At 59.4% G+C, this 26,549-nt stretch carries 21 protein-coding genes, 2 tRNA genes, 1 rRNA gene and 1 pseudogene; 9 read left to right on the top strand and 16 right to left on the bottom strand.

Annotated features, from left to right (window positions below; translation table 11 throughout):
- Window positions 1-111: 111 nt before the first annotated feature.
- The 3 genes from U0023_RS34055 to U0023_RS34045 all read right to left on the bottom strand — a co-directional run bounded on the left by U0023_RS34055 (window position 112) and on the right by U0023_RS34045 (window position 1,946).
- Window positions 112-187, bottom strand: a tRNA-Ala gene (locus tag U0023_RS34055).
- 28 nt (window positions 188-215) lie between these two features.
- Window positions 216-292 (bottom strand) — tRNA-Ile (locus U0023_RS34050).
- 167 nt (window positions 293-459) lie between these two features.
- Window positions 460-1,946, bottom strand: a 16S ribosomal RNA gene (locus U0023_RS34045).
- A 1,352-nt stretch (window positions 1,947-3,298) separates the two neighbouring features.
- Here U0023_RS34045 and U0023_RS34040 point away from each other — a divergent pair.
- The 4 genes from U0023_RS34040 to U0023_RS34025 all read left to right on the top strand — a co-directional run bounded on the left by U0023_RS34040 (window position 3,299) and on the right by U0023_RS34025 (window position 7,300).
- The gene (locus tag U0023_RS34040) at window positions 3,299-3,571 is read left to right on the top strand and encodes a hypothetical protein (RefSeq protein ID WP_154661050.1); all 273 of its coding nucleotides are present in this window, start codon (window positions 3,299-3,301) and stop codon (window positions 3,569-3,571) included.
- 291 nt (window positions 3,572-3,862) lie between these two features.
- Window positions 3,863-4,264: a hypothetical protein gene (locus U0023_RS34035; protein ID WP_009491775.1), complete on the top strand. Its 402-nt coding sequence runs from the start codon at window positions 3,863-3,865 to the stop codon at window positions 4,262-4,264.
- 127 nt (window positions 4,265-4,391) lie between these two features.
- On the top strand, window positions 4,392-6,134 hold the full coding sequence (locus tag U0023_RS34030; RefSeq protein WP_009491777.1) for a DNA polymerase/3'-5' exonuclease PolX: 1,743 nt from the start codon (window positions 4,392-4,394) through the stop codon (window positions 6,132-6,134).
- A 230-nt stretch (window positions 6,135-6,364) separates the two neighbouring features.
- Window positions 6,365-7,300 carry an acetamidase/formamidase family protein gene (locus tag U0023_RS34025; protein ID WP_009491779.1) on the top strand — a complete coding sequence of 312 codons (936 nt, stop codon included), beginning with the start codon at window positions 6,365-6,367 and terminating at the stop codon, window positions 7,298-7,300.
- 168 nt (window positions 7,301-7,468) lie between these two features.
- On the opposite strand, the gene U0023_RS34020 is transcribed toward U0023_RS34025, so the two are convergent.
- The 4 genes from U0023_RS34020 to U0023_RS34005 all read right to left on the bottom strand — a co-directional run bounded on the left by U0023_RS34020 (window position 7,469) and on the right by U0023_RS34005 (window position 11,080).
- Window positions 7,469-8,029, bottom strand: a complete 561-nt coding sequence (locus tag U0023_RS34020; RefSeq protein WP_009491782.1) for a 3'-5' exonuclease — start codon at window positions 8,027-8,029, stop codon at window positions 7,469-7,471.
- A gap of 374 nt (window positions 8,030-8,403) precedes the next feature.
- Complete coding sequence (locus U0023_RS34015) at window positions 8,404-8,784, bottom strand: hypothetical protein (RefSeq protein ID WP_009491784.1); 381 nt, start codon at window positions 8,782-8,784, stop codon at window positions 8,404-8,406.
- Window positions 8,785-9,001: 217 nt separating this feature from the next.
- Window positions 9,002-9,634 (bottom strand): ankyrin repeat domain-containing protein, encoded by a 633-nt coding sequence (locus U0023_RS34010; RefSeq protein ID WP_009491786.1) that lies wholly within the window; start codon window positions 9,632-9,634, stop codon window positions 9,002-9,004.
- A gap of 51 nt (window positions 9,635-9,685) precedes the next feature.
- Entirely contained in the window at window positions 9,686-11,080 is a 1,395-nt protein-coding gene (locus U0023_RS34005) for an amidohydrolase family protein (RefSeq protein WP_009491788.1), read from the bottom strand.
- A 254-nt stretch (window positions 11,081-11,334) separates the two neighbouring features.
- Between U0023_RS34005 and U0023_RS34000 the strand changes: the two genes are divergently transcribed.
- A complete protein-coding gene (locus U0023_RS34000; protein ID WP_040638450.1) occupies window positions 11,335-12,192 on the top strand; it encodes a LysR family transcriptional regulator in 858 nt (285 codons plus the stop codon).
- A 166-nt stretch (window positions 12,193-12,358) separates the two neighbouring features.
- Here the strand turns inward: U0023_RS34000 and U0023_RS33995 are convergent.
- The 4 genes from U0023_RS33995 to U0023_RS33980 form a co-directional block, all read right to left on the bottom strand.
- A protein-coding gene (locus U0023_RS33995) for an IS3 family transposase (RefSeq protein ID WP_085985152.1) occupies window positions 12,359-13,709 on the bottom strand; the annotation gives its coding sequence in 2 pieces (ribosomal slippage) (window positions 12,359-13,373 and window positions 13,372-13,709; 1,353 coding nt in all).
- A 396-nt stretch (window positions 13,710-14,105) separates the two neighbouring features.
- On the bottom strand, window positions 14,106-15,005 hold the full coding sequence (locus U0023_RS33990) for an ABC transporter substrate-binding protein (protein ID WP_009491794.1): 900 nt from the start codon (window positions 15,003-15,005) through the stop codon (window positions 14,106-14,108).
- A gap of 39 nt (window positions 15,006-15,044) precedes the next feature.
- On the bottom strand, window positions 15,045-15,842 hold the full coding sequence (locus tag U0023_RS33985) for an amino acid ABC transporter ATP-binding protein (protein ID WP_009491796.1): 798 nt from the start codon (window positions 15,840-15,842) through the stop codon (window positions 15,045-15,047).
- Window positions 15,839-16,771, bottom strand: a complete 933-nt coding sequence (locus U0023_RS33980) for an amino acid ABC transporter permease (protein WP_009491798.1) — start codon at window positions 16,769-16,771, stop codon at window positions 15,839-15,841. The genes U0023_RS33985 and U0023_RS33980 overlap by 4 nt, the downstream gene beginning before the upstream one ends.
- Before the next feature lie 317 nt (window positions 16,772-17,088).
- Between U0023_RS33980 and U0023_RS33975 the strand changes: the two genes are divergently transcribed.
- A complete protein-coding gene (locus U0023_RS33975) occupies window positions 17,089-17,994 on the top strand; it encodes a LysR family transcriptional regulator (protein ID WP_245272936.1) in 906 nt (301 codons plus the stop codon).
- Between the two features lie 34 nt (window positions 17,995-18,028).
- Here the strand turns inward: U0023_RS33975 and U0023_RS33970 are convergent, their stop codons facing one another.
- From U0023_RS33970 to U0023_RS33950, 5 genes and pseudogenes are all read right to left on the bottom strand, one after another.
- Window positions 18,029-19,195: a M20 aminoacylase family protein gene (locus tag U0023_RS33970; protein ID WP_009491802.1), complete on the bottom strand. Its 1,167-nt coding sequence runs from the start codon at window positions 19,193-19,195 to the stop codon at window positions 18,029-18,031.
- Window positions 19,196-19,245: 50 nt separating this feature from the next.
- Window positions 19,246-20,229 (bottom strand): ABC transporter substrate-binding protein, encoded by a 984-nt coding sequence (locus U0023_RS33965; RefSeq protein ID WP_009491804.1) that lies wholly within the window; start codon window positions 20,227-20,229, stop codon window positions 19,246-19,248.
- An 11-nt stretch (window positions 20,230-20,240) separates the two neighbouring features.
- Window positions 20,241-21,056, bottom strand: a complete 816-nt coding sequence (locus U0023_RS33960) for an HpcH/HpaI aldolase family protein (RefSeq protein ID WP_009491806.1) — start codon at window positions 21,054-21,056, stop codon at window positions 20,241-20,243.
- 627 nt (window positions 21,057-21,683) lie between these two features.
- A pseudogene (locus tag U0023_RS33955) lies at window positions 21,684-22,502 on the bottom strand (IS110 family RNA-guided transposase); the annotation flags it as partial.
- A gap of 287 nt (window positions 22,503-22,789) precedes the next feature.
- Window positions 22,790-23,434 carry a GntR family transcriptional regulator gene (locus U0023_RS33950; protein WP_009491809.1) on the bottom strand — a complete coding sequence of 215 codons (645 nt, stop codon included), beginning with the start codon at window positions 23,432-23,434 and terminating at the stop codon, window positions 22,790-22,792.
- Window positions 23,435-23,543: 109 nt separating this feature from the next.
- Between U0023_RS33950 and U0023_RS33945 the strand changes: the two genes are divergently transcribed.
- The 3 genes from U0023_RS33945 to U0023_RS33935 are packed head-to-tail and all read left to right on the top strand — an operon-like array spanning window position 23,544 to window position 26,544.
- Complete coding sequence (locus tag U0023_RS33945; protein WP_009491810.1) at window positions 23,544-24,731, top strand: mandelate racemase/muconate lactonizing enzyme family protein; 1,188 nt, start codon at window positions 23,544-23,546, stop codon at window positions 24,729-24,731.
- Entirely contained in the window at window positions 24,728-25,699 is a 972-nt protein-coding gene (locus U0023_RS33940; RefSeq protein ID WP_009491811.1) for a carbohydrate ABC transporter permease, read from the top strand. Before U0023_RS33945 ends, U0023_RS33940 begins: the two co-directional genes overlap by 4 nt.
- On the top strand, window positions 25,696-26,544 hold the full coding sequence (locus U0023_RS33935; RefSeq protein WP_009491812.1) for a carbohydrate ABC transporter permease: 849 nt from the start codon (window positions 25,696-25,698) through the stop codon (window positions 26,542-26,544). Before U0023_RS33940 ends, U0023_RS33935 begins: the two co-directional genes overlap by 4 nt.
- Window positions 26,545-26,549: the final 5 nt, after the last annotated feature.

The raw sequence follows: 26,549 nt of genomic DNA, 5'->3' as shown, positions 1-26,549 counted from the left end.
GTCCTGCTGGCCGAAGATGCTGCCTCTTTACGATTTCAAACATCCGCGCTCACCCTCAAGATAAGGGGAGGCGAATTCCTTTGACCTCCGGATCATGGCCACGAAGCATCGTGGTGGAGCCTGTCGGGATCGAACCGACGACCTGAAGCTTGCAAAGCTACCGCTCTCCCAGCTGAGCTAAGGCCCCTGAGCCTCGTCACGAGGCGACACGACAATGGTGGGCCTGGGACGACTCGAACGTCCGACCTCACCCTTATCAGGGGTGCGCTCTAACCACCTGAGCTACAGGCCCCAACCAAAGCGCGCGCTGAAGCAGCGCCAACGCCCCGGTCGATGTATCCGGATTGAGAAGAGAAGCGAAGACGGCAGCGTCCCGCATAGCAGGGTCTGACTGACCCTAGTGTTCCAAGTGTTCCGATAGAAGCGGCATGACGCCACCTCGTAAGAGAACATCCTTAGAAAGGAGGTGATCCAGCCGCAGGTTCCCCTACGGCTACCTTGTTACGACTTCACCCCAGTCGCTGACCCTACCGTGGTCGCCTGCCTCCTTGCGGTTGGCGCAGCGCCGTCGGGTAAGACCAACTCCCATGGTGTGACGGGCGGTGTGTACAAGGCCCGGGAACGTATTCACCGTGGCGTTCTGATCCACGATTACTAGCGATTCCGCCTTCATGCACTCGAGTTGCAGAGTGCAATCCGAACTGAGACGGCTTTTGAGGATTAGCTCCCCCTCGCGGGTTCGCTGCCCTTTGTCACCGCCATTGTAGCACGTGTGTAGCCCAGCCCGTAAGGGCCATGAGGACTTGACGTCATCCCCACCTTCCTCGCGGCTTATCACCGGCAGTCCCCCTAGAGTGCCCAACTCAATGATGGCAACTAGGGGCGAGGGTTGCGCTCGTTGCGGGACTTAACCCAACATCTCACGACACGAGCTGACGACAGCCATGCAGCACCTGTGTTCCCGCCAGCCGAACTGAAGAGGCGTGTCTCCACTCCTCATACGGGACATGTCAAAGGCTGGTAAGGTTCTGCGCGTTGCTTCGAATTAAACCACATGCTCCACCGCTTGTGCGGGCCCCCGTCAATTCCTTTGAGTTTTAATCTTGCGACCGTACTCCCCAGGCGGAATGCTTAAAGCGTTAGCTGCGCCACTGACGAGCAAGCTCGCCAACGGCTGGCATTCATCGTTTACGGCGTGGACTACCAGGGTATCTAATCCTGTTTGCTCCCCACGCTTTCGCGCCTCAGCGTCAGATCCGGACCAGTCAGCCGCCTTCGCCACTGGTGTTCTTGCGAATATCTACGAATTTCACCTCTACACTCGCAGTTCCACTAACCTCTTCCGGTCTCAAGCCATGCAGTATCGAAGGCAATTCTGTGGTTGAGCCACAGGCTTTCACCCCCGACTTACAAAGCCGCCTACGCGCCCTTTACGCCCAGTGATTCCGAACAACGCTAGCCCCCTTCGTATTACCGCGGCTGCTGGCACGAAGTTAGCCGGGGCTTCTTCTCACGCTACCGTCATTATCGTCGCGTGCGAAAGAGCTTTACAACCCTAAGGCCGTCATCACTCACGCGGCATGGCTGGATCAGGCTTGCGCCCATTGTCCAATATTCCCCACTGCTGCCTCCCGTAGGAGTTTGGGCCGTGTCTCAGTCCCAATGTGGCTGATCATCCTCTCAGACCAGCTACTGATCGTCGCCTTGGTGAGCCATTACCTCACCAACCAGCTAATCAGACGCGGGCCGATCCTTCAGCGATAAATCTTTCCCCTTGCGGGCGTATCCGGTATTAGCCCAAGTTTCCCTGGGTTATTCCAAACTGAAGGGCACGTTCCCACGCGTTACTCACCCGTCTGCCACTGACCCCGAAGGGCCCGTTCGACTTGCATGTGTTAAGCCTGCCGCCAGCGTTCGTTCTGAGCCAGGATCAAACTCTCAAGTTGAAGAATTTGATCTCGACTGTAGTCACTACGCAAATTGACAGAGTCCATCTCACTCCAGGTCGCCCTGAAGCGGTGTACTCACCAAAGCATAGAACTGGTCGATGTCTATCCACCCGAACCCCAAAAGGTCCGGCGCAAGGACACCGCCGCCTACGCTTCTCTTCCCTCTCAACAATGTCAAAGAACAGGTGTCTCGATCAGAGACGAAGACAAACCTCGCATCAGCTTACTGCCCAAAGGCGCCGGCTTCTGGAGGCTTCGGCACCCGGTCCGTTCGAACCGCGCCGTCGATGAAGCTTATTTAGTCCAACCCGCCGACTCTGTCAACCTCGTTCAGAAGTTTTTTGAAGATTTCCTGAGATGGTTTGCTCATTTTGCTAAGTACATTTAAATACAGACAAAGCAAAGCCGTTCACAGAAATGATGCCATTTCTGCGTTGACCTTCGCCGAACGATCTAAAGACCTCCGGCTCATGTACGAATTATCGCCAGAGGAGCAGGATGACTGCTTCGAATGCACTTCGAACATTCATCGCTCATGGACCAAGCCAGACACAAAGAGCCTCACCCTCAGAATCCGCACTCGGGCCGGTCTGGCCTCGAACTGCGCATGTCTGAAGGCGCAACATCGCTCCCGCGCAAGGCTCAGGAACTGATGGTTACCGTGTCTAGAAAAACGCGCTCACCTGCTGTCGCGGCGGCGCGGGGAGGGGACACATAAGCGATCTCCCGACAAATGCAAGGGAGATTCATCACGTATCCACACAGCCTCATGCAGCCAGATCCTGTCGAGGTGATCGATCAAAGACACCGGAGAAATCAGAGGAGGCTTTGAGGCTTACCTAACCGGCAGCGCCTACAAACGAGATATAGTTACCGCTCTTGATAATACAAGGGGTAAACCAATCGACAGTTCACCCACATTGCCATCAGACTGCATTCCGCTGGTCTCGCTCAGGTCAGCGCACCACGAACACGACCTCCGAGTGCCAGGAGCACCAGCTTGCCCCCTTCGGGCGTCGGCGCGCCACAGCCCAACATGGAGGATCTGCCGTTGGACGGAGGGCACGGTTCGCGACGAGCGGCGTTGACACGGTCTTTCCCGGCAGGAACGCTAACACTCTGTGCGTAGTCTCACAGATCGCTGGTCTGATCCATGGCACAAGCATCATCAAAGGATGATGACCATGGCACAGAATGCTCTTTCCTTTACGCTGGGGGCGGTGGGCCCTCTCGCAATCGTCGTGTGGGTTATTCTCCGGTAGAATAGGGAGCCGTCCCTATTCCTGTTAGGTAGTGGATCCCTTTCTACCCTGCCCTCGATCCTCGCCCCACAAACTCCAGGTTGGCTTATGAATAAGACTATTCTCGCGCTTATATTGGTGATCGCTACTCCATGTGCTGCTCAGATTTCGCCAGCGGATCCCGGAGCGATGAGTTGCGCTGACTATGTGAAGGCATCAACGGGTTCAGCAAAGGGAGTGCTTGGCGGCGTGAAGACCGGCGATGCGGAGGCGGATGCCTCAATGGCGGAAATGGACAAAGCTATCCTGAAGGTCTGCACGAAAAATCCTAAGACCACCCTCAGAGAAGCTATGCAAAAAGCTATCATGGAGATGGATTAGGATTGAAAGATTGGGATCCAGGAGAACCAAGAAGGAAGGTCGCTTGGTCTAACGCGGACAAAGTATGAATCAGCATCGACGCTGCCCTCTGTGACGACTGTCACTAATCGCATGACATTGCCGGCCAATTCACAGCGTTGGCGGGGTTATCATGAGCGCCTAACGTGCCCGCCGAAATTCCATTTTGTGTCGCTAAACTAAGGCATTGTGCTCCCCTCGAGAAGGGTCAACCTTCGGTGTCGCTTCACAATCCGGATCGGCAACACCGTCCTCTTTGACATGAGACGATTTATGGCCGGGACGGGATGGGAGCAGGTCAAGGAACCGCAGGTCGGCCGCAGCGCCTGGATTGGCTCATACCGGCGCGGCGACGAGACCATTCGCGTGCATTCACGCCCGGGCGAGGGCGACGTCATCACCACCATCAATGGCCGCCGGATCATCGCAGCATGCCAGAAGGGTCCTCTGGCCCGCAGGCCCGGAAGTTCAGAGTATCCGCTCCTCACCACGGCGCTAGGGCAGGCGCTCCTGTTCGACGTATCCGCCGACAACATCGTGATCGCGGCCGTGCCGGACACGCCGGTCTTCCGTAGGCTCGCAGAGGCATGGCGCGAACGTCCGCTGGTTCGGCGGGCCGGCATCAGAATCGTCCTCATGGCTCGCGACGGTATGGTCTCCGGCCTGGACCTCTGACACGGACAGGAGCATCCCAACGAGGTGCACGAGACCACCGCCCTATGGGGTCGGCTTGCTTTCGGAAACTGTCGGGTTCTGCCAGACGTTACTCGTGGCCGGGAGCCGCGACCCGCTAGAGGTGCGAATGGACCGAGAACCAGCCTCATCGCCGCCGTCAGAGATAGGGGCACAGGCCTCCAAGGGCCTGGATGCGCCCGCCGTCGCCAAGCTGCTGGTCGAGATCGGGCAGCGGCTCGTGCTCGCGGGAGAGAACCCCTACAAGGCGCGCTCCTACACCCGGGCGGCCGAGAGCCTCCTGCTGCTCAGTGAGGCCCTTGAGGAGGTCATCGCGGCAGGGCGACTTCAGGAGATCCCAGGCGTGGGCGCCGCCCTCTCAGAGACGATCCAGCGACTGCACCGGGACAGCACCACGTCGCGCTTGGAGGCCCTGCGGACCGAGGTGCCAGCGGGCGTGCTGGAACTCCTGGCAATCCCAGGTCTGCGCCCACAGAAAGTCCTCGACCTCTACCGCAAGCTCGGGATCACCAGCGTCGATGAGCTCGAAGCGGCGTGCCGGCAGGACCGCCTCAAGGCGACGAAAGGCTTCGGTCCTGCCTTCCAGAACAAGGTCCTCACCGGCATAGAGCTCATGCGGCGCTCGCACGGGCAGCGGCTCATCCATCGCGCCGGCGAGCACCTCAGCACTTTGGAAGCAAACCTCAGGCGGTCGCATCCAGAACTCACCCGCATCGTTCCCGCCGGCGACTTCCGGCGTGGCTCCGAGCTGGTCTCCGATCTCGCTCTTGTGGCCGAGACCCCGGCTCACTTGGGGGTTGAGATTGTCAACGTCTCTGAGGGAGCCAAGGTGTGGCTGGCAGACCGGCAGCACTATGGTGTCGCCCTGCTGCTGGCGACAGGCTCGTCCGAGCACATCAACGAACTCCGATCGGTTGCCGAGGGCCATGGCTTGCGGCTGGATGAGCGAGGGCTGTACCGCGGTCAGCACCTTGTTGACTGCGTGGACGAGAAGGACGTCTATGCCGCGCTGGATCTTCCCTTCATCGAACCCGAACTGCGGGAGGGCAGGGGAGAGATCACCCTCGCCATGGCGCGACGATTGCCTCACCTCGTGGCCGATCAGGACATCCGCGGTCTTCTGCACTGCCACACCGACTTCTCGGATGGTAGCAACACGCTTGAGGACATGGCTGAGGCGACGCGGGCCAAAGGCTATGAGTATTTCGGTGTCGCGGATCACTCAAAAACAGCCAGCTATGCCGGCGGACTCTCAGTCGAGAGGGTCACTATCCAGCACGAACTCGCGGACGAGTTGAATGCCCGCTACCGAGGCCAATTCCGGATCTTAAAGGGGATTGAGTCCGACATTCTCGAAGACGGCTCGCTCGACTATCCGGACGAGGTGCTGGCTCGCTTCGACTTCGTCGTGGCAAGTGTGCACAGCCGCTTCAAGCTTGATGCCAAGACCCAAACCGAGCGCATCATTCGGGCGGTGTCCAACCCCTTCACGACCATTCTTGGCCATATGACAGGTCGGCTGCTCCGCCGCCGGGAGGGGTACCAGATTGACATCGAGACGGTCTTGGAGGCTTGCGCAAAGCACGGGGTGGCGGTTGAAATCAACGCCCATCCTTCCCGTCTGGATCTGGACTGGCGCTGGCATCAGCGAGCCCTCGATCTAGGGTGCGTGTTCAGCATCAACCCGGACGCGCATAGTGTCGACGAGCTTGGTCTTACCTCCTGGGGTGTTTTGATGGCCCGCAAGGGAGGCATTCCTCCGCACCGGGTGCTGAATTGCCTGGGCCCTGATGAGCTCGCGGGCTATCTCACCAGGCGGGCTCTGCCGCTCAACGAGGTCAGCGCAACATAAAGCTGTGCAACTCCCTCAGGGCAGGCTGAATCAATCGGCGTATTAAACTTGCGGTTCTTCTTGTCCACGAAGAGTGGAATAGACCGCCCTTGGTGGTCCGGCACGCGCCGCGAGCCAAGGTACAGGTCATTTCGTAGGCAAGGCCGGTTGCCCGAATGGCGGTTTGAGCCGCCTTGTGGCTCGCACAGCTCGAATGATGTACAACGCCGGTAATGTTGAGGAGATTGCACGTGGCGCAACATCGGTTCAGTCCGACAAGCTATCACAATGTTTTGGGTGCTCGTGATCCGGTCCTGCGGATCGCTGATGGCGACACGGTCATCACCACCACGGTTGATGCCGCTGGACGTGACCATGAGAATGTGGAACGCGCTCCCAGGCCAAATCCTATGACGGGCCCCTTCTTCGTGGAGGGGGCAGAGCCCGGCGACGCGCTGATCGTGCAGATCCAACGCATGACGCCGACCCGGGATACAGGCTGGACCTATTCCCTTCTGGCCCCGAATGTGGTCGATCCGGAGATCCTGCCTCGCCTGCCTGAGCGGCACCAGGTCGAGTGGGTCATTGATCGCGACGCTCAGACTGTGCGCTTGCTGGAGCCGCCCAAAGCGGTGGCGGATCTTGTGTTGCCTTTGATCCCCATGATCGGGTGCTTCGGAGTAGCCCCTGGCATGGGACAGGCGATCTCCACGGCCACGAGCGGCCGGCATGGCGGCAACATGGACTTCAGAGGCTTTGGGCCAGGAGCAGTCGCCTGCTTCCCGGTGTTCGAGCACGGTGCTCTGTTCTTCCTGGGCGATGGGCATGCCTGCCAAGGAGATGGCGAGATTGTCGGCACGGGGATCGAGACATCGTTCGAGATTGAATTCACCGTGCGGCTGAAGAAGAACGCCAATCACGGTTGGCCCCGTGGCGAGACAGCTTCGGATATTTTCACGGTCGGCAATGCCCGTCCGCTGGACCAGGCGCTCCAACACGCAACGACAGAGATGTTGAACTGGCTAGGCAACAGCTTCGACCTGGATCCCATTTCCGCCAGCCATCTTCTGGGGCAGGTGGTGCGCTATGACATAGGCAACGTGTTCAACCCGGCTTACACCGTTGTTTGCCGCGTCGCCAAAACCTGGCTCCGGAGGCCGGATTCAACTTTGGGCTGGCTTGGCTGACAGGTATACGGTTCAGACACAATCGGCTCTCGAAGGCCGGCACGTCGAACGATGGGCGATGAACAGCAGACGCAGGTCACTCCAGGCAGGATGGACTGGTCGACGGGTGGAGGTGCCCCAACGTCTATGGGAGATGGGAACTGAAAGACGTTGCCTCGTCCGGATATCCTAAGTGCTCTTTTTTGCGAGAGAGCTTCGTCGTCGTACCACGCTGGGAAGGTTCGAGGGGTATTGGTTTCGGTTTAGCTTGAGAAACAGGTGAGCTGCCAGAAGTGCATCGTTCAACGCATCATGCTCGTTGCGAAGGTGGGTGACGCTGATGCCAATCTGTGAGCACGCCTGGCGGAGCTTGCCAGGAAGGCCTGATCGCTTGGCCATAGCCATGGTACAGGAAAAGCGTTCGCGTGGAAAAACCGGACGGGCGGCGCGCTCGAACTCTCGCTTGAGCGTGTTGTACTCGTAGACATAGTTGTGAGCCACGATCGTGGCCTCACCGACGAACTCGACGAGTTCCGGGACCATCTCCTCGAAATATGGGTCGTTCTGCAGGTCTTTCAGCGAAATGCCATGGACGGCATAGCAGAACCGGCTCATCGCCGAGCGCGGCTTGATCCGGCGCTGCAGCGAGCGGGGCGAGATGGCGTTGCCAAGGACCTCAACCGCCGCAATCTCGACAATGTGGTCGTATGGCTGCGCTGTTTCGACATCAATAACCACATGTCTGGTCATGGTGCACTGCGAGGCAAGAGGCGGAGGAAGTGACTCATGAGCAGGTTTCTAGAAGAGAGATGACCCGATTGCCAGATCACCTGTGGCCTGCCTCGGTGCAGACCCCAGGGTGAAACGAAGTGGAGGGCCAGTGTAGCGCCTGTAGCCGCAGAGTTAGAATGTCCTGATACTGCGAAGCAGAAACGTCAAAGCCCCGGATACCCATCTTCCATCAGGCTCGGCTGCAGCGGGACGTCCATGGCGAATTGGTGCTAATCGGCGGTTCGGACCAACTCGGGTTCAACGAACACGGTGCTTCATGCTCGCTGTTATCGATGACGCAACGGGTTAAATGATGCAGTTGTGTGATGTGCGATTGGAAGGCGAGTGCAACTTTATTCGACAGCAATAGCTTTGAGAGCGCGCCTGACAGCGACGCGGGCTGCCTCGATGTGACCGGCGGCCAGCAGTTCGTCGACAATTCTGAGCGCCATCACAGCATCGGGCCGCTGGGCGGCGTCCGAAGGAACTGCTGTTGCGCCGTGAGCCCCTGCAGCGCTGGCAAGATCGTCGCTCTGGCCCGTCAGATATGCCGAGCTGCACTTGAGAACGGTCGCCAGGCTTGCCACCGCGTCCTCACCTGGATGTTGGGAGCGACCGGTAATGATGTCCTGGATGAATCCCGCCTCCAGACCCGCTTCCAGGGAGGCCCTACGCCACGAAATCTTGAGCGCAGAAACCCGCTCTCTGATGCGCTCTTTGAGGATCGCGTTCACACTGGGCTCCTTGGGGCAGACGTAACCCAAGCCACAAAAAGCGGGAGGCGGTTCTTCTGCGCTCTTCCCACCTACCATTCGGCTTTGGCTACCGTTGACCGAACATTGTTAACAGAACGCTAATCCGCAGGCTGATGAGGTCTCCATAACGTCAGCGGGCCTTATCAATCATAGACGGTCTACTAATATTCCCATTCGATCAGCCGCTGAGGTTGGTTCACATGGCTCCAGCCGCGATAAGGATCGCTTCGATCTCCCTGTAGCCGCGGCTGCGCGCGTGCTGCAGCGGCTTCACGCCATCCCGATCCGCCAAGTTGATGTCGGCCCCTGCCTTCACCAAAAGCTCGACGATCTGCTGATGACGTTCGCCCCCGGTACCCAGAATGATAGCCTCCAGCAAAGCCGTCCACCCGAGATTGTTGACATGGTCCACATCGACGCCCGCCTCGATCAAAGTGCGGACGGTGTCGACATGGCCACGCTCCGCTGCTGGGATGAGGGCAGTGCCGCCATAGCGATTGGTGCTCTTGAGATCCGCGCCGTGCGCGAGCGTCATCTTCAGGATCTCGAGATGACCCCGCGCCCCGGCATAGAGATAGGGACTGTCATTGATCCGATCCTTTGCATTGACATCGGCACCGGCCTCAATCAACGCCCTCGCAACCTCAATCCGGTTGCCGTGGGTTGCGATGAGCAATGCGGTACGTCCGGCTTCATCCCTCGCATCGACATCGTTGTCTGTGACAGCTTCCAATAAGTCTTTCCCGCTCGTCGATTGTCCGGCCGCTGTCATCGAATGGCCCGTCATGCCGAGTACAACAAGGATCGAGATAGCAAGACTTCTTCGCATAATCGGAACTCCTTGCAGGAGCAGTGAGCGTCTCGGCCGAAGGTCGTTACCTCAGGCACGCTCAACAGCACCGTAGACCAACCGCCCCTTGTGGAACGTTGCCCGCCGCGGGGAGCGCCGTGCGACGGCCTCGGCCGAACAGCTGGCATCAACCAGAACGAACTCAGCCGTGTCACCTGGTTTCGGCCAAGCCACTTTGCCATCGTCGCTCAGTGGAAGCACATCGCCGGTGGCGATCGCGAGGGAACGCGACAGACGGAATTCGTCGCTTCCACCGTAAAGCTGAGCGCAAAGGTTAGCTTTTTCCAGCATGTCCCCGCTACCGAACGGTGACCAGTGATCGATCACGCTGTCCGTGCCGGTCATGATCGTGACTCCCTTGGCACGCAGCTGCGGCAGCGGCATTGTCCTCTGGCCGATCGGCACCGTCGATACCACGGTCACGCCGTGAGCGGCCATGCGCCCGGCCATCTCGTTCAGTTCCTCGGGACGCAGAGTGGAAAGGGCGAAGGCGTGGCTGAGCGTCAGCCGGTTGCGCAGCGCTGGGGTCTTCTCGACGGTTGCGATCATGTAGTTGAGGGCCGCCACGCCGGCGGGGTGGGTTTCATGGATATGGATGTCGACACCCTTGTCGTGGTCGAGCGCGATCTGGAACATCGCATCCAGCGATGCTTCCATGGCACCGTCAACATTGGTGGGGTCCAAGCCGCCGACGTAGTGCACGCCCATGCTCATGGCCTCACGCATCAGCCCATCCACCTTGGAATGCAAAAGGCCGTGCTGCGGGAAGGCGACGATCTCGCATTCAAAGCTGTCGCGATAATTCGCCAGTGCAAGCTGCAGATGCTCCAGGCTTTTCAATCCGCTCACTGGATCGATGTTGCAGTGACTGCGCGCCACCGAGCTGCCTTGCGAGAGGAGGAGGTCAATCAGCCTCTCCGCACGCGTCTGCGAGGTCGGCAGCAGCTTCGGAAGAAGAACTTCCTCCCGCGCAATCATGTCCATGATCGTCTTGCCTTGACGGGGAAGGGGAGCCTGCCATTGTCCGCCATAGAAGGTCTTGTCCAGGTGGATGTGCATGTCCCGGAACGCTGGCAGGAGCAACTTGCCCTGCGCCTTGTAGCGCGGCAGGGATGCGTCCAGTGCGGCACCCGCGTCGTGCAACGCTTTGATGCGACCGTCTTGGATTTCCAGCGTATGGATCCCGGTCCGGGTGCCGACGACCACCTCACCCTCGTGCTCGAAGCCCTCCTCGAGGCGCACGTCACTCAAATAGTAGTGGCTGTCAGTAACGGCTGTAATGTGGTGACGGGACTGATCGGTGTTGGCAGCAGCCTCGGCGGCCCCGCTCTGCGTGCCGCTCAGGCTCAGGATTGCGGACGCGGTCGCCAGCCCACCCGAATGGCGCAGAAAGGCTCTGCGGCTTTGGTGATTTGCACTCTGCACGGTGCGCTCCTCTCTGCTTGTCGTTGAGGCGTGGTGGACGGTCTTTGAGCCTGCGTCGGCTGCCGGATTCCGGCTTGGCCGTTACAATGCTGCCTGGCGTTAGTCCTCCTTACGAGGAGATCCCCTAGGCCGCCAAGCATTCCTTACTGCAATGTCGGGAGAGTAGTGTCAGCTCACTCTATGTGGAAATTAAATGTTCAAATCGGAATTATTAGCTTATTGAATATTGATTGCAGTGCTCCAACGAGACGCTGATGCTCGATCCACGCCTATTGCGGACCTTTATTGCAATTATCGAAGCCGGAGGCTTTACTCGGGCAGCTGAGCGCCTGCACATGACCCAGTCGACCTTAAGTCAGCAGCTCGCCCGCCTCGAGGAAGCCGTTGGGCAGACCTTGGTGGATCGGGACGCACGCCCCATCCGCCCCTCCGCCGCAGGTGAACGCCTCCTTGGGTATGCCCGTCGGATCATGGCGCTCCAGTGCGAGGCGACGGCGGCACTGGGCAATCCGGCCGGCACAACGCCCATTCATATCGGGCTTCCGGAGGATGTCTTCAGCCGTCCCATGGCCCGGCTGTTCGGCGAGTTCTCCAAGCGCCACCAGGAGATCCGTCTCGACGTCAGCGCCGGGCTGAGCCGCGACCTGACCCGGCGCTACCGTGGTGGCGAGTTCGACATCGTTGTGGTCAAGGAGCCGGCACCCAGCAACGATTGCCGGGCAAGCTTCCCCGAAGCCACAGGCTGGTTCGAGAGCAAGGATGCTCCTGATGCCTGGCCGGACCCTGTCCCCCTCGTGACCTTCCCTCCTGGTGGCCTGTATCGTGAGACCATGTTCGACCGCATCGAGCGTGAGCGCCGCCATTGGTACATCGCCTTTTCAGGAAGCAGCCTCAACAATGTGCTCGTCGCCGTCGAGGCCGGTCTTGGCATAACGCTCCTCCCGGTTGCCGCGACGCTCGGGCGTCATGTCAGGCCCTATGCGCAATTCGGCGCCGAAGCTCCGATTATGGTTTCCATCTATGCCTGGGAGAGCACAGGCTTCATCGCGGAATTGGTACAACAGATCGGTGCCGCCATGTCGGAACGCAGCCGCCGTCCCGGAAGGTCGTGAGTGCTCCCCGTCAATCAAAACTGGAGGCGGGTAACCATCGTCTTCAAGCTGAACCAGCTTGAGCATTCAGGGGATGGAGGTCGCGGACCATCTGTGTCCGTCGTCAGAGTTTTTGAGACGGGGGCGGTCTGATTTAAGGGAGACTCCGGCTCATCTGGGTTTCAGATTAGGCGGCTTGCGTCTGATGCTGCAAGCGGCGGCTTTGAATGGTCTGGCGCTTGATCCTTTCTCGCTGCCTCAGAATGGCTTCTCCGCGTCCGAAGTAGACATCGGCGGGTGTGAGATTGTCGGGGCTCTCGTGGGAGCGCCGGTAATTGTAGTGCACCACAAACGCCGCGATCTGCGCCTCCAGGTCGCCCGGCAAGAAGTAGTTCTCCAGCAGAATGCGGTTCTTGAGCGTCTGGTGCCAGCGCTCGATCTTGCCCTGGGTCATGGGGTGATACGGTGCCCCACGCACATGGCTCATGCCCTTGCCCTCCAGCCAGGAGGCCAGGTCCGCGGAGATGTCGCTCGAGCCGTTATCCGACAGCAGCCGAGGCCGATGCGCCACCTCCACCTGCTCCAGGCCAGAGGCTCGAAGCGCCACCTCCAGAGTGTCAGTGACGTCTTCGGCCTTCATCGTGGTGCACAGCTTCCAGGCGAGGATGTAGCGTGAGAAGTCGTCGAGCACGGTCGAGAGATAAAACCAGCCCCAGCCGATCACCTTCAGGTACGTGAAGTCGGTCTGCCAGAGCTGGTTCGGCCCGGTGGTCTTATCCTTGAACTCGTCAGAGGCCTTCATCACGATGAAGGCCGGGCTGGCGATCAGGTCCTGCGCCTTGAGCAGGCGGTAGACGGAGGCCTCGGAGACAAAGTAGCTGTGCTGACCGGTGAAGCGTCCCGCCAGTTCCCGTGGCGACAGCTCGGGTTCGTCGAGAGCCAATTGGATGATCTGCTCGCGTATCCGATCCGGGATGCGGTTGCAGACCCGCTTCGGCTGGGGGCGCCGTTCCTCCAAGGCCTCAGGGCCGCCGGTCTGGGAGAGATCGTACCAGCGGTAGAAGGTTGGCCGTGGGATGCCGATCCGCTCCAGGGTCTCGCGCACGGACAGATGAGACTGCTCCACCAAGCGGATGATCTCGATCTTCTCGGAGGCTGGATCCCTCATGCGCCGTCCTCCCCATCCCCGCGCATGCTTTTTTGAGCAGGCGGTTCTCGAGGGTAAGATCGGCCACCACCTCCTTGAGGGCGGCAGCCTCCCGGCGCAGGCCCCTGACCTCGTCCGAGGTGGCCTCCCGGGCCGTGGCGCCGGCCAGGCGCTTGTTGCCGGCTTCCAGGAACTCCTTGGACCAGCGGTAATACCCGTTGGGCCGAATGCCCTCGCGCCGGCAGAGCTCGGCGATGCTGTCCTCGCCGCGCAGCCCTTCCAGCACGATGCGGATCTTCTCCTCGGCGGAGTAGTGCTTGCGGGTGGCGCGGCGGATCTCCTTGACCACCGTCTCAGCCGGCTCTTTCTCCGGCCCCTGCTTCTGTCTCATCGTCATGTCCTCATGGGCTACGATGAACCAGAACCTCTCCCTTCCTCAACTCACTCGATCTGTCTCATGAGTGCTGACGGCGGACAATTCAGGATTTGCATGGATCTGCCGACGGACGGCAATAAGACTGGGTTCAATCTCGCTGACGATTTTATCAATTTCAGCATGCAGGACGTCGGTTCTAATGACGCTCCACTCACAGGAAGCCGAGCATCAAACTATCGCGGTTGGGCTCGCGCATGTGCGCTAGCGTTTCAGACAGACAAAGATGTCCTTTGTCCTCTCGCTTCCATGCTCCTTCCGCCAGCCATGGTTTCGCCCGAAAGGCCGCAGTACTCAACTGCGGCCTCGTTAAAGAGCTGTCGTCTCGAAACGTCAGGGACTGCCGTCCCGCAATTATTTAGTTTTAAAGTGCTCTGTGTCCGGGGCGAGGTTGATTCCCGGCTTCTTGAGCATGTTGCGCTCCAGACCCCACTTTTTCATGATTGTTGCATAGGTGCCGTTGTCGAAAAGCTCCTGGAATGCGGCGAGCATGGCTTTGCTCATGGCTGAACCTTTTGGCGCGATGCCGCCCTGGTAGATGTCGCCGAACCCGTTTGGAAGATTGGCGGCCGCGAGATCAAGCACATTGGGGGATTGACCGACAAAGTAGGTCAGCGGCGCCTGTCCAGAGAAGAAAGCATCTGATCGCTTCGAGCGGACCGCAAGGATCGAAGCATTCTGATCAGGAAAAGATTGAACGGTCAGCGGCTTACCGGATGCCGCGCAGTTTTCCGCCTTCGCCTTCAGGACGCGTTCGGCTGAGCCAGCCGCCATGACGGCGATTGTCAGGCCGCAGACGTCGTCGAGACTCTGAATGTTCCTGGGATTACCCTTCTGGACCGCGAAGGCCACATACTCCTGCACCCAATCAATAAAATCGATCTTCGAACGGCGGTCCGGGAAATCTCCCGTCGGGCCGACCGACATGTCATAGCGGCCGGCATCGAAGCCTGCCAACATCGCCGCGAGACCGCCTACGGTTTGGTGACGGACCTCGACTCCGAACAATTGGCCAAAGGCAGTCGCAAAGTCGTTACTGGCGCCTTGAAGCTCGTTCGGCCCCATCACGATCTCGTAGGGCGGGTAGGAGCCGCTGTTCACCGCGACGAGGTAGCCCCGCTCCCGAATACTTTCGGGCAGCAACGCTCTGATCGTCTCATTCCTCTTCTGCACCGGAATGTCTTGAGCGACCGCCGGCGCCGTGCAGGCAATCACCGCGGAGACGAGAGAGTACTTGATAAGTTTCCGTAACATAGTCTGTTCCCTTCTAGTTTTTGGAGGCTTCATCCGGATCTAAATAAAACGATTGAGAAAGGCCCTCGTCCGAAGCTGGTTGGGGTTGACCAACACCTGTTCCGGGGAGCCCTCTTCGACGATCTTGCCGCCATCCATGAAGATGACGCGATCGGCGGCTTCCTTGGCGAAGCCGATCTCGTGCGTGACGACGATCATCGTCAGCCCCTGCGTCGCAAGATCCCTCATGGTTGCGAGAACCTCGCCGACAAGTTCAGGATCGAGCGCCGATGTTGGCTCATCGAAAAGCATCAGTTTCGGCTTGATGGCCAGCGCCCGGGCTATGGCGACACGCTGCTGCTGTCCTCCGGACAACTGGCGCGGGTAGGCATTCTCCTTTTCGGAGAGGCCTATCCTCTCAAGCAGCGCGCGGGCATAACTTTCCGCTTCTGATCGCTTCTCGCCGTGGACGCCGATTGGTGCTTCAATGATATTCTGGAGCACTGTGAGATGCGGATAGAGATTGAACTGTTGGAACACCATGCCGATGTCCTTGCGCTGACGTGCCATTACAGCCGGGGATGCGCGATAGAGCTTACCTCCCCGCATCTGATATCCCACTTGCTCGTCACCGACGATGATCGACCCGCCCTGCATGGTCTCAAGATGGTTGATGCATCGCAAGAACGTGGATTTTCCAGACCCCGAGGGGCCAAGGATGACGATCGTTTCCCCGACCCGGACATCGAGATCGATCCCCTTCAGGACTTCGTGTTGACCATAAGACTTGTGGACGTTGCGAGCGCGAACAAGCACAGGGGAGCTTCCGCCCTGGTTGAGTGGAGCGGTCATGTTCATCGAGCGGCCTCCACGGACTTTGCAATCTCTTGGGGCGCCTGCGCTTGGTTGTTGCGCTCACCACGGGCGTAATAGCGTTCGATGAAGGTTTGCCCGACGTTGAGGATTGATGTGATCGCGAGGTACCAGATGACCGCTACCATAAGCAGCGGGATGATCTCGAACGTGCGGTTGTACACTGCCTGCACCGAATAGAGCAGGTCGTTCATCGCGATGACGCTAACGAGCGACGTGCCTTTAATCATGCTGATCAGCTGATTGCCCGTCGGCGGAACAATCGAGCGCATGGCTTGGGGGATGATGATACGCCAAAGCGCACGGCTTCGCGTCATCCCGAAAGCCTGCGCCGTCTCGCTTTGACCTGGATCGACCGACAGCAGGCCGCCTCGGATGACTTCTGCCATATAGGCAGCCTCGTTGAGAGCAAGACCAACGATGGCTGCCGTCAGCGGCGTTATGATCGCATTCGTTTCCCAGCTGACCAGCGTCGGTCCGAAAGGTATGCCGATCGACAGGTGAGGAAAGATTGTCGCCAGATTATACCAGAAGATCAATTGCACCAGCATCGGGGTGCCGCGAAAGAACCAGATATAGACCGCAGCGAATGAAGACGCTACCCGGCTCTGGGAGAGGCGGCAGATGGCAAGGACAAGACCAATGGCCGTGCCGAGAACCATGGCAACCACGGTCAGGCCGAGCGTCACATATAACCCTCTGATCACTGATGGATCGAACAGCCATCTGAGCACGACATCCCATTGAAAGGTCTCGTTGCTGACAACGAGCCATAAGAATTGTGTGACTAGAGCCAGAACGACGGCGATCAGCAGCCAACGCAGATAATTGACCGGGGTGATTGCCTGAGAAACGTCTCTTGGGTTGCGAGATGGGCCGCTCCCCACTTTCGACCCGACTTTCGTAGTGGTCATAATGGTCACTCTCGATCCTTTCACCGGATTGTGGCCTGCCTCCTGTTCGAGAAGACCTCGACCCCGAAAAGGCTGAAGCCGATTAGAAAGCATCCCTTCATCGTTTAAAAAGACCTAAAGTTTAGGCACCGCATAGATGAAGACTATGTGCAGGCGCCCGCGAATAATCACATTCGCGCTATCCGTCAGTTCGATCGCAGAGCGAGCGTGCTGCAGGCGAACCACTTGATTTTCTGCAGCTATCGGGATCATCTAGGGTCACTAGCCGGGGCTTGGGCAGGGAACTTTCGATGAGTGTGCTAGCATCGTTGGGAGCTATGAGCTTGCGTCAGCTCGAAGTTTTTTATGCGGTCGTTGCGGCAGGCAGCATTACTGCAGCAGCCGAGAGCCTTCATATATCCCAGCCCACCGTGAGCGCGACTGTCCGCAGGATGGAAGACCAGCTGGGACTGGCACTTTTCCGCAAAGACAGAGGGCGTTTGGCGCCAACCAATGAAGGCCGCCTCCTTTTTGAAGCGTTGCAAAGGAACTTTAGCTACTTTCAGGCGATCGCCGATGCCATATCGATGATCCAGAAGGGCGTTTCACAGCGGATGAGCATCGCCGCGATTCAGCCACTCGGAAACGGCATCGTCTCGACGGCATTGCAGCAGTTTCTAAAGGAAAAGCCGGAGGCGCGAGTCCACCTTCTCATCCGCCCCCGGAAAGCGGTTTATCACGCGGTTGCGGCCGAAGGTGCCGACCTAGGTATCTCGTTTCAGACGGGAGAGGCCGAGCAGGAAGGGCTCTCGGTGGAAAAGGTCTGCTCAGGCCAACTTTTCTGCATCATGCCGAAGGGCCATCCGCTCGAGTCGAAGATGTCCGTCTCTCACAACGATCTTGTCGACTACCCGATGGTATCGTTCCCGCCGGGCCATCAATGGCTGCTTGCCCAATTCGAAAAGGTCATCGACAAAAACAAGCCGAGACCTGAACCGGTTCTGACGGTGGATAGTGTCATGTCGATCTACCCGCACGTGGAAAACGGCATCGGGCTCGGTCTGGTCGACGAGTTTTCGCTTCGAAGTCATTCAAAGGAAAAGCTGTCCTATCGGCCCTTTGTACCGACGATCGGCGTGGCGATCGAACTGGTTTATCCCAACCGGCGCACGTCCGATTTGACCAAAGCCTTCGTAAAGCACTTCAAGGTGTCTTGTAATGATATACAGGTCAAGTCGCCTTGAGGGTGTCCCCAACGCCAATCTTGCTTTGCTCTCTTTAGACAGGCATGCGCTTTTCGATCAGCCGGGCCCAGAGTGAAACGCCGTATGGGATGGCGGCGTCGTTGAAGTCGTAGGCCGGATGATGAAGCGCCGCACTATCACCGTTGCCAAGGAAGATATATGCGCCAGGCCGCTCCTCAAGCATGAAGGCAAAATCCTCCGATCCCATGATCGGATTCCCTTTACCGTCGACCCCCTGCGAGCCAGCAACATCACAGGCTGCATCCTGCATGAAACTTGCACTTGCGGCGTCATTCATGAGCACGGGGTAACCACGCATGTAGTCGACTTCGACAGTCGCTCCAAAGGTCGCCGCGACGTGATCTGCGATTGATCGCACGCGGATTTCGATATCATCCCGGATCTTTGGCGACAGGGTCCGAACAGTGCCGAGAATTTCTGCCTGCTGCGGCAGCACATTGAAGGTTTCCCCGGCACAAATCCGTCCAACCGAGACAACAGCGGCTTCAAGAGGATCTACATTCCTAGAGACGATTGAGTGGAGGGCGGTGACCAGGTGACAGGAGGCCAGGATCGTATCCGTGCCCTGATGCGGCATTGCGGCATGCGTCCCTTTCCCTTGCACCAGAATTTTAAAGCGGTCCGCTGCGGCCATCATGGCGCCCGCGCGTATCGCAAAGGCGCCGACCGGAATTCCGGGCATGTTGTGCATGCCGTAGGCTTCATCGATCGCGAAACGCTCCATAATGCCTTCGTCGAGCATCATCTTACCGCCGCCGCCGCCCTCTTCGGCGGGTTGGAAGATGAGCACTGCTGTTCCGTCAAAATTGCGAGTTTCTGCCAGGTAGCGGGCTGCCCCCAGAAGCATCGCGGTGTGCCCATCGTGGCCGCAAGCATGCATTTTCCCTGGCACTTTCGATTTATAGGGTAAATCCCCGAGTTCATCGAGAGGCAGGGCGTCCATGTCCGCTCTGAGAGCGATACGCTTTCCTGAGCCAGTCTCCCGGCCCTGAATAATCGCGACCACGCCGGTTCGGGCAATACCAGTGACGATCTCGTCACATCCGAATTCCGTGAGCTTTTCAGCTACGATCGCAGCGGTTCGATTCACGTCGAAAAGCAGCTCAGGGTGCTCGTGAAAATCCTGCCGCCACTGGGCAATCTCAGGTACAAGGTCAGCGACGCGGTTAATGACAGGCATGGCAAGCTCGATTCGACGTGAACAGAATGTGCGGAGTTAAGTCGCGGGACCTAACGTCCTGCAGTCTTGGCGATTGCTTCGAAGTCGGAAAAGAGCTTCGTCGGATCGGCCGGCGCGCTGACGATGCCCTGGGCATATTGCTCATGGCACATCGTTTCCAGCATCTTCCTGTGAGCCGGTTGATGCAGCCCGAATGGTGGAGTGTCCTCGGGGAACTCGCGGATCATGGTTTCCGCCTCTGCGATTGCCCAAGGAGAGGCCTCGCCGAAGTTCTTTACCTTCAGCCACCAGTTCTCCCATGACGCGCGCAGCGCGTCGTAGACAGCCAGAACGGCCTCGGGGTTGTTTTCCGCGAACGATCGCTGAAAGGCCATGACATGGAAACCGGGATAGATCCCTGTCCTGCGATGGTATTCGGTCTCCGCGGTCCTGAAATCTCTGACGAGCCTGCGAAATTCTCCGTTGACCTCATAGACGGACGGCGGCATAAATGCCGTTGTAACGGCGTCGACCGTGCCGGCTCTGAGGCCGCCCATCAGAGTTTCGTCGTTGTTTAGGAAATGCGAACCCTTTGGCGGCTCAACATCGAACGAGGTTTTCGGCTTCATCTTGATCTTCTCGTCAAGGTGCCCGATGACCCATTGAACGTCCGTGACCTCGACGCCTGCCTCCCGGAGTGCCGCCCTGGCCCACATCGTCCCCGTGTCACTCCACGAGTTCGACCCGACGCGCTTTCCCTTCAGTTCGGCGAGGCTTTCAAGCGGAGAGTCGCGCCGAACAATATAATTTCGATGGCGGAAGCCTCGAAGTACGAAGGCCGGAATACCGACGAGCCGGTGATCGCCGTTGGCCCGTGCCATGACATAGCGGTTGAACGAGACCTCTGCGGCGTGAATGTCTTCAGGAAATTCATTCGACAAAGGCGTGTTGAAGTTGACATTGATCGCCACGCCCGGTGATTCGATTGCCCCGATGATGAGCGGACAGAACTGGTCATAGGCCCGCAAAACGATATTAACATTGGGAATGGCCACGCCCGTTCTCCTCAGCTAGCCTTGACAGAGACGAGCTTTGGCGCCGCATCGGCCCCGACCGCGTCCTGGAATTTGGCAACATCGGCCAGACAAGCCGCGCGAAGACGGCTCGAGTCGCTTCCGGTCGAAATCAGCTGGTAGCCGCGGTCGTAGACCTCCTTGAGAGAGACACCAGGTCTCAGGATAGAGCCGAGCGGCTTGCCGGCGGCTTTCGCTGCGGCCTCCGCTTTTTCAATCAGGGCGACAACCTCCGGATGATCCATCTCACCCATAAAGCCCGCGGATGCGGAAAGGTCGTAGGGGCCGATGAAGATCATGTCGACGCCATCGACAGCGGCGATCTCGTCGGCATTCCGCACACCTTCGACCGTCTCGATCTGGCAGATCACAAGCGTGTTTTCGCTTGCCGTGCGGGCATATAGGTTGGCTTCTGCGCCGAAGCTTGATGCGCGGATCGTCCCTGGTGCAGCGCCGCGTGAACCGAATTTAGGATAATGACAGGTCTGCACAATCGCACGAGCCTCATCTGCCGTATTCACGCTCGGTACCACGACACCCTCGGCCCCTAGATCGAGAACGCGGCGAATATAGGCACTATCGTGGCTCGGCACGCGTACCAGAGCGGTGGTGGGTGTTGGGGAGAGAGCTTGGAACTGATGACCAAGAGTCATCAGGTCGCCACAGCCGTGTTCGTGATCGATAATAATAAAGTCGAAACCCGCATAACCCATGACTTCGGTTGCGAAGGCACTGGCAAGGACGTTCCAGCTTCCGAATACCTTCTCGCCGTTCTTGAGGCGTGTTTTCAGGAGATTGGGCCGATACATGTTTTAGACTCCCTGGATTCGATGCGGTTCGTTTCATGGGCAAAACGAAACCCCAACCGTCGCAGGGAGCCTATCGCCGCGCCCGACCCGGAAAAATCCAAATAATGTTGGCAAAACATAGGGTCGGACTATGTCCCCGATCCGGCAGACCGCAGAACGCGATAGGATCCTGCTCGGTGCCAGTTGCTCCTTGATCCAACGGGCTTCTGCTGATTCGGGATGCCTAAACCCCACTAGCGATTGCGATCAGCGCAAGATCTGCTCCTGATTGAGCGCTAACGCAGCACGTAGCAGGAACATGCTCTCTAACGCAGGTGTGTCGAGCAAGCCGACGGCCTAATACGCCTCGGTGTGGGCGTCTGACGGGTACTGTCATATCTGGACGCTCCCTGCCGGCAAGGGTTTTGTTGAACGTGAGTGCAAGGGGTCGGGGCAGTCATATCTACGGCCTGGGAGTGCGGCTTATGTGGCCGCTGGCCCTGATGTAAGTCCGCGGAGCAGATCCCTTACAACTTGACGAACTCGCAGCTCTGACAGTACCTCGGGTTATTCTGATCCCGGCTCGACCGGTTTGCATCACGTCATCGTCGCCCTTCCCAAACTGAGACTTTCAATCCGTGGCAACCCTCAAGCGGCAGCCACCACGGCAGATCGGTAGACCTCGCCTCTGGCCAGCAGCGCCCAGGTGATCCGAGCCGTCTTGTTGGCCAGAGCCACAGAGACGAGCCGAACTGGTTTCTTGGACAGCAGGCTGTTGATCCAAGCTGTGTTCGACGCCGTCTTCGTCCGAGCGTAGCGAATGACGGCGGTGGCGCCAACCACCAGCAGCGTTCGCAGGTTGCCATCGCCCATCTTCGAGATCCGCCCCAACCGCTCCTTGCCTCCGGAGGAGTTCGACCGTGGTCTCAGTCCCAACCAAACGGCAAACTCCCGGCCAGAGCGGAAGAGGGATGGATCCGGCACAGTCGCGGCAAGAGCTGTGGCGGTGATGAAGCCGACGCCCGGGATCGTCTCGAGCCTGCGGCTCTCTTGGCTTTGCCGGTGCCAGGCCAGCAGTTCGGCTTCGAGCGCTCGGATCCGCGGCTGCAGATCGATCAGTTGGTCGACAAGAGGCGCCGGAGCCCGCCGGGCCAGAGGGGGCAGCACGGCATCGGCGCTCTCGTCTGTGAGGATGGCAATCAACTCGCGGATGCGGCTGATCCCTTGGGCGACGATGATGCCGAATTCGGCCAGGTGCCCGCGAAGAGCATTGACCAGCATCGTGCGCTGGCGGATCAGCAGGGCCCGCACGCGATGGAGCATCAAGACGCTCTGCTGCTCGCCCGACTTAACCGGAACGAAGCGCATGCTCGGGCGGGTGAGCGCCTCGCAGATCGCTTCCGCATCGGCTGCATCGGTCTTCCCGCGCTTAACATAGGCTTTGACGTAGGCCGGCGGCATCAGCTTGGAGATGTCACATTAACTGAGTATAGTCCTTGGGCTGACCGACAAGGACAGTTTTTGCACAGCCCAAGTCGTTGATTTTTCTCACTGCGAGATTTTTCCTTGACGAGTACAGGGTAGTATTCGCCGTTAATGTGACATCCCCCTTGAACACTATGACCTCCGCAACTGGAACTACGGTCACAGTAGCTGAAACTTCGAAACAAAATCCTGCGACAGATCCATTCAGAGTCGCGGGGCTCCTCAGGTACCTTGCTTTCTCACACGCCGGTGAGGCTTTGCGGTGAATGTCACAACCCCATTGCCCTTTGGAGGGCGGAGGACATGTGATCTTCCATCGCCTTCACCGCCGCCGCGACATCGTGCTTCTCCAGGGCCAGGATAATCGCACGGTGCTCAGCGATCGTGTTCTGGACAAGCGGGGGCGTGATCACGTAGCGCCTGTCGATGCGGATCACCTTGATGCGGTCACCGGCCTGCGCGTAAACCGCATCGATGTAGGGATTGCCGAGGCTGCCGACCATCGTGTCGTGGAACTCACGCTCCATGGCCTCGATCGCATCCCCAAGCTCCGGCTGGCGCAAGCCTGCGCGGACGCGTGCCTCGATCTCATCATGGGTGCGAGTGAAACGATCAATCTCATCCTGCGAGCCCACCGAGCAGAAGTGCGAGACCGCTTCCTTCTCAATCAGACGGCGCAGTTGGTAGGTGTGCCGGATGATCTCCATGCCAGGACGGACGATGCGGATGCCGTTGCGTGGCAGGATCTCGACTAACCCTTCAGCATGCAGCGTCCGGATGGCGTCCCGCAGCGGCGTAACAGGCACGTCGAGCATTTCCGAAAGCTGCCCTTGGGTCATAACGGTGCCAAGGTCGATCATGTGATCGAAGAGGCGCTCCTTAAAGCGCTGATAGGCAACGTCACTCAGGCTCATACTTCAGTCTCGTTCACTGATACATCACACGTCTTGACAAAAATATATCAGGAGCAGTTTGATGTGTAAACCTTGAGCCAATCTGCTCTGCAACGCGAAAGTCGGCCCCTTGTCCCACAACGACCTACCATCATCCCGCAGTCAGACTGGAACGATCCACGAGGCGCGACTGCTGCGCTTCTCGTTCCCCCGTGACCGGGTGATCGGCGACAGCCAAGTCCGGATCGAGAAGGCCAACATCGGCGTGCTCGAACTCACCACGAGCGATGGCCTAGTGGGCACCGGCTTCTTCTTTGACCTCTTCTATGGCCTGCCGTCGGAACGCGAACTGACCCGCATTTTCGAGGACCAGGCCATGCCCGGGCTCAAGGGCGAGATCCCCGCTGTCCTCATCAATCGCATCCTGCGCCCCCGCGGCGGCAATCGCCGGATGCTGCCCTACGGCTTCGCCGAGGCCATCGACCAAGCCCTATGGGATCTCCACGCCCAGTCCCTCGGGCTGCCATTGTGGCGGCTCCTCGGCGGAAAGGAGGGGCGCGTGCGCGCCTATGCTAGCGGCCTCGACTACCATCTGTCCGACAGTCACTACAGCCACTTCTTCGCCCAGGCCAAGGCCAAGGGATACGAGGCCTTCAAGATCAAGGTCGGCCACCGCGACGTTGCATGGGATCTCAACCGCCTCAGCCTGCTGCGTGATGCCGTTGGACCTGAGGCGCTGATCATGGTCGACTCCAACGAGGCCTGGACGCCCAAGGAGGCCATCCGGCGCATCAATGCCTATCAGGATGCTGGCTTCCCGATCTACTGGCTTGAGGATCCCTGCCTGCGCGAGGACTTCGAGGGCCTGCGCCAAGTCGGAGAGGCGTTGCATTACACCCATCTCAACACGGGCGAGTACCTCGACCTTGCGGGGAAGCGGGCGCTCATCGCGGCCCGCGCCGTCGACATCCTCAACGTCCACGGCAAGATCTCGGACTCGCTGCGGGCCGGGTGGCTTGCAGCCGAGCATGGCCTCGAGGTGTCGCTCGGCAACACCAGTATGGAAATCGGCGTCCACGTGGCCTGCGCGCTGCCCGAGTGCCACTGGCTCGAGTACAGCTTCCAGAATACGACGATCCTTGTCGAGGAAACCGTCCGGATCGAAGGTGGCTATGCCTACGCGCCGGACAGGCCGGGCCATGGGATTCGGCTCTCCGATCGGGCGCGGGCTGAGTTCCGCTGCCCCGAGGCTGGCCAGGAGACTGCCGCCCGCATCCTTCCCGCTCCTCCGATCCCCCTCGAGATGTCCGCCGCATGAGCGCTTTCCAGGATTCCTCGCAAGGGCAGGGGATGCCGCGGCTGGCGCTGATCGCCGACCGCTACAACCCCTTCTACCTCCTGGGTCACTGGTCCGACGGCAGGTTCTGGGTCGTCGCGCTGCTGGCGCCAGCCGTAATCCTGCTCGCCCTCATCGTGCTCTACCCGCTGTTCTATGGGCTCAGCCTCAGCGCGCATGAGATGCGCCTGACCCGACCCGAACTCGGAACGGGGTTCGTCGGACCGAAGCATTTCGTCGCCATGCTGTCCGACGACGTGTTCTGGCTTGCGGTACGCAACACCTTCCTGTGGGTCGGCATCGCCTGCGTCCTCGAGGTCGGCCTCGGCATGATCAGCGCGCTTGCCCTCAATCGTGCACTGCCGGGGCTGAAGGTCATCGCCGTGCTCGTGCTGCTGCCTTGGTTCCTGCCGAAGGTCGTGGCGGGCAATATGTGGGCGCTGATGCTCGACCCGCGTCTCGGCGTCCTCAACGACATCCTGGTCCATCTCGGCATCCTGGCGCAGTACAAAGCCTGGTTTTCGGATCCGGCCACGGCCTTCGGCACGGCCGTCGTCATCGAGGCCTGGTGCGGCTTTCCCTTCTTCACGCTGCTGTTTATGGCCGGGTTGAAGGGTATCCCGAATGAACTCTACGAGGCTGCGTCGATCGACGGCGCCACTCCCACGCAGCGATTCCGCTTCGTGACCCTGCCCATGCTCCGTAACGTGATGCTCGTGGCTGTGATCCTACGGGTGATCTCCCTCGTGAACTCGCCTGACCTGCTCCTCATCCTGACGCAGGGTGGACCGGGCCATTCGACCCTGGTGCTCTCGCTCTACGCCTTCGAGACCGCCTACCGCGGCTTCGACTTCGGGTACGGCTCGGCGCTCGCGGTTGTGATGCTTGTCATCCTGATGCTGTTCACGTTCCTCTATGTCCGGGCCTCGAGTGTCGGGAGACAAGCATGATCGTCGGAAGCGCGCGCGAACGCCGCCTTTGGAACGTCGCAACCTATGCGATTGCCGGGTTCTTCGGCCTCACGGCCCTGGGGCCAATCGTTTGGCTCGTGCTCACGTCCTTGAAGACGGAGGCCGACATCGTCACCGCACAGGGCGTCGTGTACTGGCCGAGCACCCTGACTCTGGCCAACTACCGGGAGCTCTGGGACCAGACCGATTTCCCGACCCTGTTCCGCAACAGCCTCTCGGCTACGACGCTCACTGTCGCCATCTGCCTGGTGGTGGGCACGCTGGCGGCCTATGCACTGTCGCGCGAGGCCTTCCGAGGGCGGCAGCCCCTGCTCATGGGTCTCTTGGCGATCAGGATGTTCCCAGCCGTGATGCAGATCATCCCGCTCTTCATCATCATGAAGGCTATCGGGCTCCTCGACACCAAGCTCGGTCTGGCGCTCGCCTATGCCAGCTTCCTGCTGCCCATGTTCATCTGGCTCATGAAGGGCTTCTTCGACGACCTGCCGGGTGAATTGGAGGAGGCAGCTCGTATCGACGGCTGCTCCAGGCTCGGGGCGCTGTGGCGGATCGCGCTTCCGGTCGCCCGCAACGGCATCCTGGCCACCACCGTGCTCATTGCCATTAGTGCCTGGAACGAGTTCCTGTTCGCCCTGATGCTCACGACCGGGGCGGACACGCGGACTTGGCCTGTCGGCCTGCAACTCATGATCGGCGACTTCCAGTTGCCGTGGGGACTACTCGCGGCGGGCGGGGTCATCAGCATCATTCCCGTCGTCGTGCTCTTCGCCTTCGTCCAGGGATCGATGGTGCGCGGTCTGACCGAAGGCGCCACTAAGGGATAACAATC

The sequence above is a fragment of the Microvirga lotononidis genome, from assembly GCF_034627025.1.
GTDB classification, from domain to species: Bacteria; Pseudomonadota; Alphaproteobacteria; order Rhizobiales; family Beijerinckiaceae; genus Microvirga; species Microvirga lotononidis.
The sequence above is the reverse complement of the archived record's forward strand: the minus strand, read 5'-3'. Positions and strand labels throughout refer to the sequence as shown.

Coding starts and splice junctions, on each gene's coding strand:
- U0023_RS34040 (WP_154661050.1), top strand. CDS start 3,299: ATGAATAAGACTATTCTCGCGCTTATATTGGTGATCGCTACTCCATGT.
- U0023_RS34035 (WP_009491775.1), top strand. CDS start 3,863: ATGGCCGGGACGGGATGGGAGCAGGTCAAGGAACCGCAGGTCGGCCGC.
- U0023_RS34030 (WP_009491777.1), top strand. CDS start 4,392: ATGGACCGAGAACCAGCCTCATCGCCGCCGTCAGAGATAGGGGCACAG.
- U0023_RS34020 (WP_009491782.1), bottom strand. CDS start 8,029: ATGACCAGACATGTGGTTATTGATGTCGAAACAGCGCAGCCATACGAC.
- U0023_RS34010 (WP_009491786.1), bottom strand. CDS start 9,634: ATGCGAAGAAGTCTTGCTATCTCGATCCTTGTTGTACTCGGCATGACG.
- U0023_RS34000 (WP_040638450.1), top strand. CDS start 11,335: ATGCTCGATCCACGCCTATTGCGGACCTTTATTGCAATTATCGAAGCC.
- U0023_RS33990 (WP_009491794.1), bottom strand. CDS start 15,005: ATGTTACGGAAACTTATCAAGTACTCTCTCGTCTCCGCGGTGATTGCC.
- U0023_RS33985 (WP_009491796.1), bottom strand. CDS start 15,842: ATGAACATGACCGCTCCACTCAACCAGGGCGGAAGCTCCCCTGTGCTT.
- U0023_RS33980 (WP_009491798.1), bottom strand. CDS start 16,771: ATGACCACTACGAAAGTCGGGTCGAAAGTGGGGAGCGGCCCATCTCGC.
- U0023_RS33975 (WP_245272936.1), top strand. CDS start 17,089: ATGAGCTTGCGTCAGCTCGAAGTTTTTTATGCGGTCGTTGCGGCAGGC.
- U0023_RS33970 (WP_009491802.1), bottom strand. CDS start 19,195: ATGCCTGTCATTAACCGCGTCGCTGACCTTGTACCTGAGATTGCCCAG.
- U0023_RS33960 (WP_009491806.1), bottom strand. CDS start 21,056: ATGTATCGGCCCAATCTCCTGAAAACACGCCTCAAGAACGGCGAGAAG.
- U0023_RS33950 (WP_009491809.1), bottom strand. CDS start 23,434: ATGAGCCTGAGTGACGTTGCCTATCAGCGCTTTAAGGAGCGCCTCTTC.
- U0023_RS33940 (WP_009491811.1), top strand. CDS start 24,728: ATGAGCGCTTTCCAGGATTCCTCGCAAGGGCAGGGGATGCCGCGGCTG.
- U0023_RS33935 (WP_009491812.1), top strand. CDS start 25,696: ATGATCGTCGGAAGCGCGCGCGAACGCCGCCTTTGGAACGTCGCAACC.